Source organism: Photobacterium sp. ABD4_091 (genome assembly GCF_056160145.1).
The window spans coordinates 83,290-99,097 of record NZ_JBSWWQ010000003.1 but is presented as its reverse complement, the minus strand read 5'-3'; the positions used below and the strand labels follow the sequence as shown (position 1 = coordinate 99,097).

Below are 15,808 nucleotides of genomic sequence, written 5' to 3'. Positions count from 1 at the left end.
TTGTAACTAAACCGCTAAGCTCACGTCATAAAACTCTAGTAACGCTTTTTCTGCGTCTACGTTCCACACGTAGTTGTTGGCTTTAAGAATCGCGTCCAACTCAGCGAAGAACGGGTCTTGATCGGCAAGTGACATAAAGTCATCAATAGCAGTCAGGGGAAGATCAATGTGCGGGTAAATAAGCTTCTTGCCGCCAGGGATCTCCAGTTGGTTCAAAATCGTATGCGGTGCTGCCTGCAGCCCACCCACATGGGTGATCATATAAGATGGGTTGATAAGATGATCGGAAGACAAGTCGAGTGATTCGATCATATCGCCGGTCGAGCCACCTGAGGTACCCACAATATGGGTCGCTTCGTAGTGCACGTTATAGAAGTTGAACGGCACTTTGAATTTCTTGTCAGTAGGGCCGGCAAAGAAGTTCAGGCAGCCATCGTTGCCTAGCAGCTCATCGGCTTGTTCCAGTACCTGCGAAACGGCGGCATAGACCATCACATCATCGTAGCCCTGGCCTTCGTTGAGCGATTTTAGGTATTCAACAGGATCGTCCACTTTCGCGGTGTTCACATAGTGCAGCGCGATGCCTTGTTCGTGTGCTGTGCTTACCGGGATCAGGCTCTCTGCGCGATCAAGACGGGCTTGGTCAATGTCGGTCACGACAATGATGCGTGGTTTAACCGGGCCATTGATAGCGTAATCAATCGCACCGATACCCATAGGGCCAGCACAGGCTAGCAGGGCCAGAGAGCCACCCTCTTTGATACCCATCTCGTGCTCGTAAACATACGGCGTGGTGTGGTAGCTGGCATGGTAAGCACCGATGATGCAAGACATAGGTTCAGCCAATGAGGCATCGGCAAAGTACTCGCCTTTGTATGGCAGCACACAGCCTAGGTCGATAGCGATTTTCGGAATGATAGAGTAGGTGGCATTGCCGCCGAAGGTTTCGTAGCTGTAGCCGGCAGAGTAGCCAGATGGCAGGCCCATCGCTGGTTGTAGAACAAAGGAATCACCAGCAGTGAACTTGTCTTTCAGGTTCTCACCGACTTCAACAATGATGCCCGCGTATTCGTGGCCTGTCATCACTGGTACTTCAGCGATATTTTCTGGTACTCGCTTGTGCTTTGTACCGAGTAGAGCCGCTTTGTAAGTCGATAGACAGATGCTGTTTGAGATGTTCTTTACCAGTAGCTCGTCTGGTGAAATGGTTGGCAGTTCGAACGTTCTTAGTTGAACATCTTTTTCGCCACAGATAACCGCTGCCGTTGTTTGTACCATGATTTCTCTCCAAAGTAGGGCGGCGGACCGCCCTATAATGCAATTGTTAAGCTTGTTGTTCGATAGTTACCATCAGCTCATCAAGAGCAGGGTCGTGCAGGAAGTTTTTGATAGTGATGACCGGTAGCCCTGTTGCGTTTACCGCTCGGCTTTCTAGGCTCTCGTGGGTCACCACGATGTCAGCATCGCTTGGGATTTTTTCGATAGCGAAGTTCTTCACTTCAATATCAATCCCGGCCTTGGTGAGCTTGCGCTTGAAAGTTGAGGCACCCATTGCGCTAGAACCCATTCCCGCATCACAAGCGAAGGCGACAAATTGAATAGCTTTTGTTTCTGCTTTAGCGTCTGCTCCTGCCTCAGCAGTTGCCGCTGTTGTTGCTGGTTTTACCGCGCCTTCTGCTTTCATGTCTTTCATGTCAGAGACAGATTGCTCGAATTCGGTTTCTTTATCCTCTGACTTGCTCATCTTCAGAATCGCACTGGCGACTAGGAAGGATACGACTGTTGCTGATACCACACCGGCGATGGTTGCGATGAAGCTGCCTTTTGGTGTTAGTGCCAAGTAAGAGAAGATAGAGCCTGGGCTAGGACCCGCTACCAGACCTGCATCTAGTAGGTTGAAGGTTGCGATACCTGTTGCCGCACCTGCAATCATTGCCACAATCATGATTGGCTTCATCAGCACGTACGGGAAGTAAAGCTCGTGGATACCGCCGAAGAAGTGGATGATGATGGCACTTGGTGCAGAGCGCTTGCTAAGACCTTGGCCAAATTTAGCGTAAGCCAGCAGCATACCTAGACCCGGACCAGGGTTAGATGCCACCATGAAGAAGATAGATTTGCCGGTTTCTGCTGCTGCCTGTAGACCCAGTGGGTAGTAGATCCCTTGGTCGATAGCGTTGTTCAGGAACAGTACCTTGGCAGGTTCGTTGATAATGGCCAGTAGCGGTAGGAAGCCGGTAGCCACTAGCGCTTCGATGCCTGATTTAACAAACAGGTTAGCGGCGGTGACTGCAGGGCCAACAATCTCGTAGGCGAACAAGCACAGGATCATGCCGACAATACCGAGCGAGAAGTTGTTTACCACCATCTCGAAGCCCGAAGGAATGCGGTGCTGGATACGCTTATCCATCTGCACCACCACCCATGCGCTCAGTGGACCCATGATCATCGCACCGACAAACATTGGGATATCCGCGCCGACGATAACACCCATGGTACCGATAGCACCGGCTACCGCGCCTCGCTTGTCACCGATAATCTGACCACCGGTGTAACCAATCAGTAGGGGTAGCAAGTAGGTGATCATTGGGCCAACAAGTTCACCAAAGGCTTCGTTAGGCATCCAACCTGTAGGGATAAAGAGGGCGGTAATAAAGCCCCAGGCAATAAAGGCCCCGATGTTCGGCAGTACCATGGCGGTCAAGTGACCCCCAAAGGCTTGCACATTTGCTCGCATGTTTGCTTTCACGTTATATTCCTTCTTAGTATGCTTTTATTATCTCTAGCACTTGTTCCTTAGAAGATGCTTGGGCTAGTTTTTCAATGTTCTCTTCATCCACAAACATCTCGCTCAAGGCTTGAATCACTTCAATGTGGGTATCAGAGTCTTTTGCTGCTAAAGTGATTAGGACATTGGCAGGACCGAGGTCAGAGCCAAAATCAACAGGGGATGGGAAAACATGAATACCTAGGCCGGTTTTCAATACCCCTGTTTCAGGTCGTGCATGAGGCATTGCTAGGCCAGGGCATAATACGTAGTAAGGACCATTTTCTTCGGTTGATTGGATAATGGCATCGGCATACTGATTTGATACGTAGCCACGTTGTTCAAGATAGTCAGTTGTTTTTCTTACAGCTTCTTGCCATTGGTATGTTCCGTCATTGATGACATCCACTAATTCGTGATCAATTAACTCGTATAGCATGTCTTTAACCCTGTTGTTCGTTGTTGGGGTTATTATCAATTCAAGCGGATTTAAGAAGCAAACGGCTGATTTTTGTGAGCCAGATCTGGTTAATTTGGGTGTCAAACGGTCTTTTGTTTGTTGGATCTCAAATTAACCAAGTAATTTAATTTCATTGTTTTTCTGAATTACAAATCAATAGGTGAAATTAGAAGTTGATCAAATTAATGAGAATTTAATTTATTTCTCTCAATGTGACTGATGTCTTATTTTGCTAATTGCGCGGGTTAAAAGTTTGAGGTAGATCGGTTTGGTTTGGGGTGAATTTTAGAAGCTTTCAACGGCTTTCATATCCCGTTTAGCTTGGGTTCAGCGAATAATTTATCACCTGTAATTTAAGAACGAGATGGGTGAAATTTAATTCGTAACAGGCAGGTAAATGGGGGTGGCGTTAAGGGAAAGTAAAAGACAAAGTTCAGCCCCAGTTTACAGCGTTAACTGGGGCTGATTTCGTTAGTGTCGCCGCTTTGGCAAGGTATTATTGTTTAGGCTGCAATGAATATATTCGCTAGTAAGAAGCCAAATGGCACCGCAACTATCACACCGGATAAGCCCGGAAGAAGGAATGGGTGGTTGAAAAATTTTGATCCATTCCATCTTTTACTTTCATACGAGCCGGTATCATCTGTCGATATCGCGAAAGCCGATGTTGGGTAGATATTGGTTACGTACATCGCACTCATGGCGACAAAGCTACCGACAATAAATTCCGGCGAAATCCCCATGCTACCGGCAATGGGCACCAGCAGGGCGCTGGTTGCGCCATGGCTGAACAGAGCTGCACTGGTTAACCAGAAAATAAAGGCCAACAACATTGGGTAGGCTTCCAGCCAGATCCCGGCCTGAGCTTTGATTTCCGGAATATGGGCGCCGATAATTGTGCCGCTTAACCAAGCGATACCGAGAATAACGATAAGTGACTCGGCGCCATCGGCAAGAACACTGGCTTTCTTGATACTTTTGAGATCAACTTTACAAGCGAAGGCTGTGATAAGTGCAGAGACAAACATGGTGATAACGATCAGATCCCGCGAACCCAAACCATGGCCAATTACCTTTTTGAACATCAGCATCGCAACGATAAAGATAACAGAGGCGAGGAAAATCATGACTGAACGTTTGGCTTCAGGTGCATCAGGCGTGTTGTTTTCCACCAAGTTAGGCTGTTCAATCAAGCCTTGTTCTAAGCGCTGCTTATAGATCGGATCATTGAGTAGATCCTCCCCTTGTCTGACTGCGACAAAGGTCGCCACGCAGGCTGCTACAAACCCTGCCGGAATGATCACGGCAAGCACAGAGCCAAAGCTGACTCCCATTTGTTCTACCACAACCCACATTGCTGCAGTAGCCGCCGAAATTGGTGATGCAGTGATAGCAACCTGACAAGCGACGACGGAGGCCGTTAAAGGTTGGCTGGGACGTACATTGGTAGATTTCGCGACTTGCTGAATAACATTGAGGATAGACAGGGTCGTGTATTGAGTACCTGAAAGTACTGTTAAAGTAAAAGTAGTGAGTGGGGCAAGGATGTTGATGTATTTGGGATTATTGCGAAGCAAGCGCTCGGCAACCTTGACCATGTAATCTAGGCCGCCAGCGCGCTGCATTACAGCAAGGGCCAAGATAACCGAGAGGATGATAAGCAAAACGGATATTGGCATTTTGCCAGGCTCGAGGCCAAAGCCGAAAACGGCGATAGCCATACCTACACCACCTGCCAGGCCGACGCCGATTCCACCCAAGCGGGCTGCAAGGATAACGGTGCTCACTAAGAGCAAGAGATGAAGATAAATCATGCCGGTGCCCCCACGAAGAAGTGGTTAACTTCGTCCATCAAAAGATGGGGAACATCTTCTGGAATATAGTGACCGGACGGTAAGCTGTGGCCATCCACATCATTTGCAACGAGCTTCCATTCTGCCAATACATCGAATACTTTGCCCACGGTGCCAGTTTCGCCCCAGAACACCTTGAGAGGGCACGTCACTTTATTCCCTCTATCAATATCTTCTTGGTCATGTTCGAGGTCGATAGTCGCTGCCGCTCGGTAGTCTTCACATATCCCCCGCGCTGCGCCTTCAAGTTTGAGGCAGCGGGCATATTCACTGACGGCTTCTTTGGTGAATGGTCCCATCCCTGAACTACGAGCTCCGATAACACTTTTTAGATAAAGATCAGGATCGGATTCAATCAAAGATTCAGGAAGAGGATAAGGGCGGATGAGGAAGAACCAGTGCCAGTATGCTCTGGCAAATTGCTGGTTGGTTTGTTGGTACATAGAAAGGGTTGGCGCGATATCAAGCAACATCATGCGTTCTACGCATTGGGCATGATCCAGAGCGAGTCGGTGGGCGACACGGGCCCCTCTGTCATGGGCAATGATTGAAAATTGATTGAAGCCAAGTTGCTTCATCAGCTCAACCATATCCTTTGCCATCATTCGTTTTGAATAGGTAATGTGCTCGGGATCTGACTCGGGTTTGTCGCTATCTCCATAGCCACGCAGGTCGGCGGCGATGACCGTAAAATTGTCTGCCAGTTGGTCAGCAACCTTATGCCAGATGAAATGGGTTTGAGGGTGTCCATGCAGCAACAGAAGGGCTGGCCCCTGACCACCTATTCGGTACTTAATGTGAACCCCGTTAACAAAAAGAGATGCCTCTTTGTATCTGGAAAACATATCCTTATACTCCTAGAAATTGTTCCACTGAATTTGATTGCTGTCTGTCGGGCTGTTTTTTGTTTTGAGTTATCGCTCGAACTATTGGCTTGATTTCACTATATACACAGTAAAAGTATGGATAAATAAGCAAATTATGGCTTCATCAAACACACTTCGTAAACAATTCCCGCTTCCTGAAGACTTACGTGTATTTTTAACTGTGATCCGAAAAGAAAGCTTTGTGGCAGCCGCCGATGACTTGGGTCAGTCTCCTGCCTATGTCAGCAAACGCATTCAAATTCTGGAAAAAACCTTGGGGACAAAGCTCTTTCATCGCTCCACCCGTAAAATCGGCCTAACCGAAGACGGCATCCATGCCCAGCGATGGGCGACGCAGATTATCGAGGATATGGATAACTTTATCGATGACCTGTCTCAAGTCAGCCAGACTGCCCGGGGAACCCTGAATATTTGCAGTACATTTGGTTTTGGTCGTAATCATGTTTCAAAGGCGATCTCCAAGTTAGCGGCTAATTTTCCGGAGCTCGAAATCAGGCTTGAAGTGACTGATAGGGCAGTAAATTTGATTGATGAAGGGTTTGATTTAGAGATTTTAGTAGGGGATGACCTGCCCCAGCAGCACATCAGCAAGCCCCTGCTGAGTAACCAACGTATTCTTTGTGCCAGCCCGGACTACCTGAAATCCAGAGGCCCATTGGCATCATTGGATGACCTTTCTAACCACGACTGCCTGGTGATCAAAGAGCGCAGTACCCCCTTTGGTATATGGCACCTCAGCGACGGCTCCCAGGAACACTCAGTAAAAATACAAGCCCCACTGTCTTCAAACAGCGGGGAAATTGTATTGCAGTGGGCCTTGGATGGCAGAGGTATCGTCCTCCGCTCGAAATGGGATGTACAAAAATACCTTGAAAGTGGGGAGCTGATACAGGTTCTGCCGAAATATACCCAAAGTGCCAATATATGGGCGGTATACCCAACCCGATTATCCCATTCAGCTAAATTACGTGTGTGTGTTGAAGCTTTGCAGGCCTACCTCCAAGAACAAGCTTAAATTCACGATATGTGTTTTATACAAACACATTACGCTCGTTGATTCACAGCTTAGCTTTAATAAGCTAGTTCTCACCGACCAAGCAAAAGAGAACTGGCTATGGCAGCTCCGAAAAACCTTTATGAGAAGCTGATTGGCTCTCACACCGTCTGCGATCTTGATGATAATGGGCATGTCTTGCTTTACATCGATAAGCAAGTAATCAATGAATACACTAGCCCACAGGCCTTCAGTGGTTTGCGGGAAGCAAACAGACAGGTATACCGCCCTGAAACCCACCTATGTGTGGTTGATCATGTTAACCCGACGGCACCCGAACGCAATGATGCCATGCCGGACGAAGGTGGCCAGGCACAGGTAGATTACTTCCGGCAGAATTGTAAGGATTTTGGTATTGAATTGTTCGATGTCCTGGATGAACGACAGGGTATAGAGCACGTTGTTATGCCTGAACAAGGCTTGGTACTGCCCGGTATGGTGATAGCTGCCGGAGATAGCCATACCACGACTTATGGCGCGCTTGGGGCGTTTGGTTTTGGTATAGGTACCTCTGAAATTGAGCATCTTCTTGCAACCCAGACACTGATCTACAAAAAACTCAAAACAATGCGAGTGAATGTAGTCGGTCAGTTAGCTAAACATGTTACTTCTAAAGATATTGTCATGGAGCTGGTGCGGAAAATCGGTGCCGCCGGTGCAACAGGCTATGCCCTTGAGTTTAGCGGCGAGGCTATTTCGGCCTTGAATGTCGAAGCCCGGATGACTATCTGCAATATGGCTGTTGAAGCGGGTGCCCGTGGGGCTTATATGGCTCCTGATGAGAAAGTGTTTGCGTACCTTAAAGATAAGCCTCGCTCACCGAAAGGCGAGTTGTGGGAGCAAGCCCTTGAGCACTGGCAAACTCTGAAAACCGACGAGGGTGCCAAATTTGATCAGGAAATTGTGATTGATGCCAATCTTCTGGAGCCAATGGTGAGCTGGGGGACGAGCCCAGATCAAGCTATCCCGGTATCCCAGATGATTCCAACATCCGAGCTAGCCAGTGAGGCCGACCAGCGTTCTTTGGATTACATGGGGTTGGACAACAGTCAACCTATTGCCGGTGTTTCTATTAGCCATGCCTTTATTGGTTCCTGTACCAATGCCCGAATTGAAGACTTGCGCAATGTTGCTGAGGTGGTAGGTAAAAAGAAAGTTGCCGAGCATGTAAGGGCCATTGTGGTTCCGGGTTCCACCTTAGTGAGAAAGCAGGCCGAGCAAGAAGGCATTGCCCAAATTCTACAAGATGCTGGATTTGAGTGGCGCCAGTCTGGTTGCTCAATGTGCTTGGCAATGAATGACGATGTGCTAGAGCCTGGCGATCGCTGTGCATCAAGTACCAACCGGAACTTCGAAGGACGCCAAGGAGCGGGGGCCAGAACACACCTAATGAGCCCAACTATGGTTGCTGCGAGTGCCATTGCTGGGAAAATTGTCGATATTCGTGACTATGAGGAGGCTTAATCATGGAGAAGTTTGTATTGGAAACCGGCGTTGCAGCTCCGTACCTATCTCATAATGTTGATACAGATGTCATTATGCCCAAGCAGTTTTTGAAGCGTATAGACCGTGCTGGGCTGGCTGAAGGGGTTTTGTTTGATCAGCGCTTTCTAAACAGCGGCGTGCCAAACCCAGAATTTATTTTGAACCAGCCTAGTTGGAGCCAATCCCGTTTCTTGGTCGTTGGCGATAACTTCGGTTGCGGTTCAAGCCGCGAGTATGCGGTGTGGGGGATTCAACAGTTAGGCATTAAAGCCATTATCGGGACCAGCTTTGCCGGTATCTTTTACGATAACTGCCAGCGAAATGGAGTACTGTTGATTTCTCTAACAGCTGCAGAGCGGGATTTATTGGGTGAAATTGTCTCTTATCCTGAAACTAATGAGCTGGTTATTGACCTTGAGTCGCAAACTATCAAGGCACAGACAGATATCGAAATTGGTTTTGATATTGACCCGCTGAAGAAAGAAGCGTTGATAAAAGGGTTGGATACTATTGGCTCGACACTAGAAAAGCAGCTATTAATCAAAGACTTTGAGCGTCAGCATTTAGCGGCTAATCCCTGGTTGAAATAAGATCTGTAACACCAAAGTTAGCATGAAAAAACAAAGGGCCAGATGATGACATCTGACCCTTTGTTATATTTGGGTGTTGGGCTTCTTCCGGGTATCAACCTGTCAGGTTTTCCAGGAAAGACTTCTTGCTAAGGGATTTCTTGAGCTCTTCTAGCCACTCAGCGCCTTCTCCCGAGAAGTAGTCCCGTGTGGTTTCATAGCCCATGGTATAAAGCTTATTCAGGCTGTCTGTGTTGACGTTGAATGCTCCCCACTGATCAATGCCTTCGGGGGCAAGGTTGATATCGGGCAATTTAATGCTTTTTAGCAGGTGTGCCGAGCTATAGATTTCAAATACTCGATCAAGGACGTCAAAGGCATCGGAAAATTCGTGGTTGTCCTTGTGCTCCAATGGACTCAGGTACATACCAAGATGGGCGCGGCACTGACCGTGGATCAAATCGGTGGGGTAGTTATTGGTAATCCCCCCATCAGCAAATAGCTTGTCGCCGATTTTGACCGGGGTGAACATGCCAGGGTAGGCGGCCGATGCCAGCAGCGGCTGAATGAGCTCACCTTCATGGAACACCACTTGTTGCGCGGTGTTGAGGTCGGTAGCGGCGATATAGAGCGGGATCTCAAGGGTATCGAAGTTGTCACGCTTGATCCAACCATGGAAATGGCGATTGAGCTTTTCAGCGTTGATTAATCCTAGCTTGTTGAAAGAGAAGCTGCTGGCTTTGAAAATCTGGCTTTCAACAAAGAATGAAAGGATATTTTCCGGGCTATGACCAGATGCGTATAGCGCACCGACTAGTGCGCCACCGCTGGCACCAGAAATGATATCCGGCTTTACGCCTTGTTCATCAAGGTATTGCAGCATGCCGATTTGCGCCATGCATTTAGCGCCACCCCCGGAAAGGGTGAGGCCGAATTTATAGGGTTTTGGGTTGAAGAATGATGATGGCAAAGCGTCTATCCTGTAATCGCCCATTTCATGAGGATTAATATATCACTAAGTGAGCTGGATAGATGCTAAATACCCATTACAAAAACTTCTCAATCAGCACTTCGTCAACATACTCGCCACGAACCTTGGCATGTTTTTTCGCCGTGCCAATTACCTCGAAGCCTTGGTTCAAGTAGGTAGCCAGCGCTCTTTCATTATCGCTGCGCACGTAGGCAAATAGCTTCTCGTAACCTTTGGTCTTCGCAATCTCGAAGGTTGTCTCGAACAAACGCTTGGCAACCCCTTGGCGGCGGAAGCTGGCGTCGACAAACGTACCGATAATGCCGACATGGTCAAACACACGCGTATAGTCGGCAAAAGGCTCGACAGCCTGGAAACCAGCAATCTGATGGCTTTCGTCATGTTGGGCGACAGTTAGGATGCCTCGCTCTGGGAAGTTGCGGATAAACTCTTGTTCTTCCTCTGGAGTGAAGGTGGTGTCCAATACGGTGTATAAACCTTCTTCCACAATGGGGTTGAGGACATGGGTCATGCCCTCGGCATCATCAATACTTGCGAGTCGAACGTTGAAGCTCATTGTTATCTGCTCTTTTTTGCTTTTAGAGCAAGATGTTACATCAAGCCGTAATTAGTTGGTATAGCGTAATTTTGATCGTATCGAGAAAAATTACTGGGTGCTCTGAAGCCTAACTCTTAACTGGTGCAGATCCCTGTCATTCCCCACAATACGTAACCGAGCATATTCTTTGTCCATGGTTGGGCTGGTAATGTCAAAGTGCTTGCCACAGCATGACAGAATGCCTATCTGCTTAAGTGCTTCTGCCATTTTAACCCCAGGTTTATGAACCAGCATGATTGGGGTTTGCTCTGATGTCGGCACGATATTGAAGCCATGGGTGTGGAGAATATCCATCACGGCACGCTTGAAAGCGATGGTCTTTGCTTGGTTGTCAGTAACAAAGGCATTGGCTTTTGGCAAAATATGGCAGGCGATCTTAAGCGCGGGCAACGATGGGGTAAAAACCGTGACCGCAGCTTGAAGGTAGGGGGTAAGCGTTGGCGACGAAACAATGTAGCCAAGACGCAACCCTGCCAAGCCAAGTCCTTTGGAGAAGGTTCTGAGTACCACAAGGTGGCTGTAGTGTTCGCACTCATTCACCATTGATTGCTCTTGGGTGAGGAACTCGCCGTAGGCCTCGTCGATGATCAGTAAGCTGCCAGCTTGCTCGCACACCTGGCATAGCGACAGTAAATGCGCTTTGTCGTAAATCCTGCCAGTGGGGTTGTTCGGGTTATCGATGTACACCAAGGTTGGCTGCTCGCGCAGGATCTTATTCTCCAGCGCACCAAACAAGTCATTGTCGCTGTTGAAATCAAACATGTTCAGGGCTTGGTAACTACCGCCTACCAGTTTGAACTCAGAGACCCCTTCGACAAATTGGGGGCCGATACCAATCATAGTTCTATGCTGGTGGTCGATCAGCTTATTGAATATCAGCTCCAGTCCGCCCAATGACCCAGTCGTAAAGGTGAGATCATCACTGCTTACCCCAAGGTAACGCCCGACTAAATGGCTCAGCTGTGCGAGATTGCTGAAGCTGTAGTACTCGTTGATTTCATCGAGGATCTCAAGCATTTGATCTGGCGAAATATGCGGTGCGTCGAAAGGGTTTGAACCCAATGCGCAATCAATGGTGTATATCGGGGTGACATACGACGCCTGATCATTTTCTAACTTGCTGTTTAATTTCACGCTCAACATCCTTGGTTATTGCTAAGCAGCGATATCACGATATCGCTGCCTATGGGCTTTCACAAAATCTAACCTCAGGGTGTCCATTCTTCCGTTTTATCAATAGGTCAATTGGCGACAGATGATCTATTTCCTCGCCACGATGTTATGTCGCGAAATGACCTATTTGCGCCGCTGTGCCGTGGGTACTATCTCCTCAGAAATTCAAATGTGTGTTTTTCCAGCACCTCCAAGGGCTGGATTTTTTGACCATCTTAGCTGCCCTGCGGGGTAGCCTCTTTTTTGTCTTCGTTATTACTTTAGGTATCAGCGTTGGTATTGAGATGAATCTATGAGCTCCGTTATTGGAAGTAAGCATTTGGATATGGGTGTTTTTACCTCTGGAACCTTGAATGAAAAAAATATTGCTAGCTGCGGTCACTATTGCAGCTACTGCCACTGCTCACGCCGATGTGACCAGCGGAGAAGAAAAGAATGCTGAAGACCCAACCAAGATCATCACGCGCGCCGGTGCTGGCTGGACCAATTCCGGCATTCGATTTAACGGTTCGCTCGGCCTTGATGAAGCGAGAATGATCAATGTCTCCATTACCGACGACGGTGATGAGTGGAGTGTTGGCGGTTCGTGGCTGTTCGATATCGGCATTTTGAATGTGGATGTGCGCAAGTCAGATTTTGGCGATGGCAACATCAACACCTCCTACAGCGCAGGCACTTACTTACCTTTAGAGAGCCATCCATGGGGATGGATGCCATTTGTCACCTTCGGCTACAGCTACAACGATGGTGAAACCATGGAAGATGGCGTGAAAGAGAAGGTTCGCAGCCACGCCGGTTATCTCGGCATGTTTGCGATTAAGCCATTTAACGAAAAATGGACCGGTATCGCTGTCCTCGGTACCACCCAGGGCCAAAACAACTACTCGTCCTATTGGGGAGGTGCGGGGCTCAGCCATCAGCTAACCCCATCTCAATCGATCAACGTGGTGGGTATTGCGGTTGATAGCTCGCTTTACGGCAGTGATCAGCGTCTGAATTTGAATTATCGCTACGAGTTCAAGTAGCACGTGATTGTACGTATCCATCCTTATTTCTTGTATCAATAATCCAATACGGAGCCCTTTATGAAGCTGAAAAATATTGCACTGTTGTTAGCGCTAGCGACTTCAACCTATGCTTCTGCCGATATTCCTGCCCCAATGAAAGAGGCACTGAAAGTACCCGGTGCCGATGTGACCTTTGATGTTGAGCGTGCCAAGCAGCCATTCAGCCCGCAATTTGCGACTGAAGCCCAGCAAGCCTTTAATAACTTCCACCTGCAGATGGGAGGTGACCATGCGGTGTACTACAACGGTCACATGACTGAAGTTATGAACTCGGCACTGTCTCGTCCGAGCGAAGATTACAAGCCGCTTGCGCGCAATATCAACAACCGTATTGGCGATTTGAAAGCTCAAACTGGCCAGGGCACATTGTCGCTCGACGAGTACATGGAAAACCCGATGTTCCGTACTCAGGCGATGATCATGGTTCACAAAGGCCAAGTGGTGTATGAAGCCTATCCGGGGATGAACAAAAATGATCGCCATATTTGGTACTCATCAGCCAAAACAACCGTGGGCTTGGTGATGGCTAAGTTGGTTCAGGCGGGCAAGGTCGACGTGAACAAGGTCGTTCCGGAATATATTCCGGAACTAAAAGGGACAACGTGGGACGAGATCACCGTTAAAAGTGTGCTGAACATGGCGACAGGATTGGATAACGAAGAGACCCTCCAGTCAATTCTGAACCCAGACTCTCCGGTAGTGCGCTACTTTGCCGCCATCACGGGTTCACCAAGGGCGTCGACAGGCGAGTTTGAAGATTGGCTAACCGATGTTGCGGTTGATCAGGAAAAACTGGAAGGCGAAAAGCAGGGAGAGGTATTCCGCTATGCTTCCATCAACACCAGTATCCTGACCCAGATTATCGAGAACGTAGAAGGCAAAACGTGGGCGAAGATTTTCGAAGAGAAAGTATGGTCGAAAATGTATGCACGTGAACCTGCGGTATTCGGTCTAGCGCCTAACGGCCATGCTCTCGCATTGGGTTTGATGCAAACCACACCGGAAGACATGGTTCGTTTCGCTACGTTGTTTACCCCTAGCTGGAAAGCGGTTGCTTCTGAGCAAGTTGTAACGCCTGAGCTGATTGATCTGATCCGTGGCGAAGCCGATTCAGAGCGTTATGCGGGCACCGCGAAAGAAGCCTCTTCGGTATCTTCTTTCCAAGATAAAGCACAAGGCAACGGGTACCAGTTTGACTTCATCTACGATGACGGGGCAATTGCCAAAAGCGGTAACATGAACCAGATGATCTACATGGATCCTGAGCGTGACTTTGCCGCGATTGTGGTTTCAACCAGCCCTTACCACTCGGGCTATGGTGAAACTAAAGCCCCAGCTTATATGCGTCTGGCGGCCAAATACCTAAACGGTGAGCTTGCTATTACTCAGTAACGCCTTCTCGCTAATATAAATGAACAATAACCCCGCATTATTTTGTTATTAATTAATGCGGGGTTTTTAATGCCTAAAGCAATACATTGTTATTATGATAAGATTTTGATATTAAATGTGATTTGACAGTTATATAACAGACAGATTTGTTAGCAGTGATATGGTTGGCTTATCAATAAGCTCTATATATAAATCAAAGCAATCAATGAAAAAATATCTATTTGTCGCATCATTTGCGCTATTAACCAGTTTTGCCAGTTATGCAAAACCTACTGTTATTGTTAAGCCTGGCAATGGTCACAAGCACCCTCCCCACCGTGTAGCCAAGCAGTACATGCCACCTAAAGGTAAATGCCGTTTGTGGTATACCAGCAGGCCCGCCCACAAACAGCCGAAAGTGGGTAGCTGTAAAAAGCTCGGAAAGAAAATTCCACGTGGAGCAGTGCTGATCCGCGGGTGATCATGGATCAGACAAGCTAAAAATTAGAGAGCGCTGGTGAGGATAATGTCCTGCCAGCGCTTTTTCTTATATACCAATAATCGGGGGAGGGTATTTGGCGAAAGTCGTGAAGACTTATGATCGGAATACGGCTTTGCAGATCAATATATTGCCTTTATAAACAATATAGTGATACTGGCAGGATAGTCGGCTCTTACTTTGCTTTATAGGGATGGTTGGAAATGGAAGTTCTATGGGTTCTAGCTCATGTAGCCTTGATTTGGACTCTTGCTGTGGCGACACCGGGAGCCAATGTACTTTTAACCATAAATACCGCGCTGCAATACAACCGAACACTTGCCATGTTTTCTGCATTAGGGGTCAGTACTGCCATCTTGCTATGGGCATTTTTCGGAGGCTCTGGTTTGGTTATCTTGCTGACGACTTTCCCTGAGCTGTTTAGCGTGATGAAAGTGGTAGGTGGTAGTTACCTATTGTATTTGGGGCTTCGTCAGATTTACCAAACCCGAAAAACGAAAAGGTTAGGTGAGTTGCCGCAGGGACAATCACTGAATTCTCCATCGAACCGCAAGGTATTCATCACCGCATTCTTTACCAGTATCCTAAACCCTAAAACAGGTTTCTTTGTGGTCAGCCTGTTTAGTGTGTCTATTCCAGGTGCTATGACCATTTCGATGATTTTGGCTACCATGCTAACCATGTCAGCTATTACACTTTGCTGGCACGCTTTTCTCGCCGTGGCCTTCTCACACCAATCAGCGAAAAGTGTTTATGCGCGCATTTCTGGGGTGATGGACTATGTTACTGGCGGGCTATTTACCGTTTTCGGTATTAAAGTGATGTCATCGTCATAATGACGATATTGTAAAAACAAATTTAAAATAAGATGTTTTCACTATATAGACTATTAAGGAAGAGCTCACGTGGTGGCAGAATTTCACTGATGATGACAGGTAATTGCTCTTAATGGTGAATTGTAAGGGAGGAATTATTAGTTTCTTTGGGTCGAAATATATGAAATACAGTTAATATTCAACATATCACGAATAGTT

At 47.7% G+C, this 15,808-nt stretch carries 14 protein-coding genes; 6 read left to right on the top strand and 8 right to left on the bottom strand.

The annotated features are described in order from the left end of the window. Positions 1-6: 6 nt before the first annotated feature. From ACXAGQ_RS21945 to ACXAGQ_RS21925, 5 genes are all read right to left on the bottom strand, one after another. Positions 7-1,278, bottom strand: coding sequence for a zinc-binding dehydrogenase (locus ACXAGQ_RS21945; RefSeq protein ID WP_475256775.1), 1,272 nt, complete (start codon positions 1,276-1,278; stop codon positions 7-9). A 46-nt stretch (positions 1,279-1,324) separates the two neighbouring features. Next, positions 1,325-2,749, bottom strand: coding sequence for a PTS mannitol transporter subunit IIBC (locus ACXAGQ_RS21940; RefSeq protein WP_475256774.1), 1,425 nt, complete (start codon positions 2,747-2,749; stop codon positions 1,325-1,327). A gap of 13 nt (positions 2,750-2,762) precedes the next feature. Further along, complete coding sequence (locus tag ACXAGQ_RS21935; protein ID WP_475256773.1) at positions 2,763-3,206, bottom strand: PTS sugar transporter subunit IIA; 444 nt, start codon at positions 3,204-3,206, stop codon at positions 2,763-2,765. A 524-nt stretch (positions 3,207-3,730) separates the two neighbouring features. Then, complete coding sequence (locus ACXAGQ_RS21930; protein WP_475256772.1) at positions 3,731-5,041, bottom strand: anaerobic C4-dicarboxylate transporter family protein; 1,311 nt, start codon at positions 5,039-5,041, stop codon at positions 3,731-3,733. After that, positions 5,038-5,925: an alpha/beta fold hydrolase gene (locus ACXAGQ_RS21925; RefSeq protein ID WP_475256771.1), complete on the bottom strand. Its 888-nt coding sequence runs from the start codon at positions 5,923-5,925 to the stop codon at positions 5,038-5,040. Before ACXAGQ_RS21925 ends, ACXAGQ_RS21930 begins: the two co-directional genes overlap by 4 nt. A gap of 136 nt (positions 5,926-6,061) precedes the next feature. On the opposite strand from ACXAGQ_RS21925, the gene ACXAGQ_RS21920 reads away from it, so the two are divergent. The 3 genes from ACXAGQ_RS21920 to leuD all read left to right on the top strand — a co-directional run bounded on the left by ACXAGQ_RS21920 (position 6,062) and on the right by leuD (position 9,096). Further along, positions 6,062-6,982, top strand: coding sequence for a LysR substrate-binding domain-containing protein (locus ACXAGQ_RS21920; RefSeq protein ID WP_475256770.1), 921 nt, complete (start codon positions 6,062-6,064; stop codon positions 6,980-6,982). 99 nt (positions 6,983-7,081) lie between these two features. Next, positions 7,082-8,485 carry a 3-isopropylmalate dehydratase large subunit gene (gene leuC, locus ACXAGQ_RS21915; RefSeq protein ID WP_475256769.1) on the top strand — a complete coding sequence of 468 codons (1,404 nt, stop codon included), beginning with the start codon at positions 7,082-7,084 and terminating at the stop codon, positions 8,483-8,485. Positions 8,486-8,487: 2 nt separating this feature from the next. After that, complete coding sequence (leuD, locus tag ACXAGQ_RS21910) at positions 8,488-9,096, top strand: 3-isopropylmalate dehydratase small subunit (protein WP_475256767.1); 609 nt, start codon at positions 8,488-8,490, stop codon at positions 9,094-9,096. A gap of 94 nt (positions 9,097-9,190) precedes the next feature. On the opposite strand, the gene ACXAGQ_RS21905 is transcribed toward leuD, so the two are convergent. From ACXAGQ_RS21905 to ACXAGQ_RS21895, 3 genes are all read right to left on the bottom strand, one after another. After that, a complete protein-coding gene (locus ACXAGQ_RS21905) occupies positions 9,191-10,045 on the bottom strand; it encodes a patatin-like phospholipase family protein (protein ID WP_475256765.1) in 855 nt (284 codons plus the stop codon). Between the two features lie 76 nt (positions 10,046-10,121). Beyond that, positions 10,122-10,622, bottom strand: a complete 501-nt coding sequence (locus tag ACXAGQ_RS21900) for an N-acetyltransferase family protein (protein WP_475244084.1) — start codon at positions 10,620-10,622, stop codon at positions 10,122-10,124. Between the two features lie 90 nt (positions 10,623-10,712). Then, the gene (locus ACXAGQ_RS21895; protein WP_475256763.1) at positions 10,713-11,798 is read right to left on the bottom strand and encodes an aminotransferase class I/II-fold pyridoxal phosphate-dependent enzyme; all 1,086 of its coding nucleotides are present in this window, start codon (positions 11,796-11,798) and stop codon (positions 10,713-10,715) included. Between the two features lie 392 nt (positions 11,799-12,190). Between ACXAGQ_RS21895 and ACXAGQ_RS21890 the strand changes: the two genes are divergently transcribed. The 3 genes from ACXAGQ_RS21890 to ACXAGQ_RS21880 all read left to right on the top strand — a co-directional run bounded on the left by ACXAGQ_RS21890 (position 12,191) and on the right by ACXAGQ_RS21880 (position 15,610). Then, a complete protein-coding gene (locus ACXAGQ_RS21890) occupies positions 12,191-12,862 on the top strand; it encodes a hypothetical protein (RefSeq protein WP_475256761.1) in 672 nt (223 codons plus the stop codon). 60 nt (positions 12,863-12,922) lie between these two features. Beyond that, the gene (locus ACXAGQ_RS21885; protein ID WP_475256759.1) at positions 12,923-14,296 is read left to right on the top strand and encodes a serine hydrolase domain-containing protein; all 1,374 of its coding nucleotides are present in this window, start codon (positions 12,923-12,925) and stop codon (positions 14,294-14,296) included. Positions 14,297-14,977: 681 nt separating this feature from the next. Then, positions 14,978-15,610 (top strand): LysE family translocator, encoded by a 633-nt coding sequence (locus tag ACXAGQ_RS21880; protein ID WP_475256758.1) that lies wholly within the window; start codon positions 14,978-14,980, stop codon positions 15,608-15,610. Positions 15,611-15,808 lie beyond the last annotated feature (198 nt).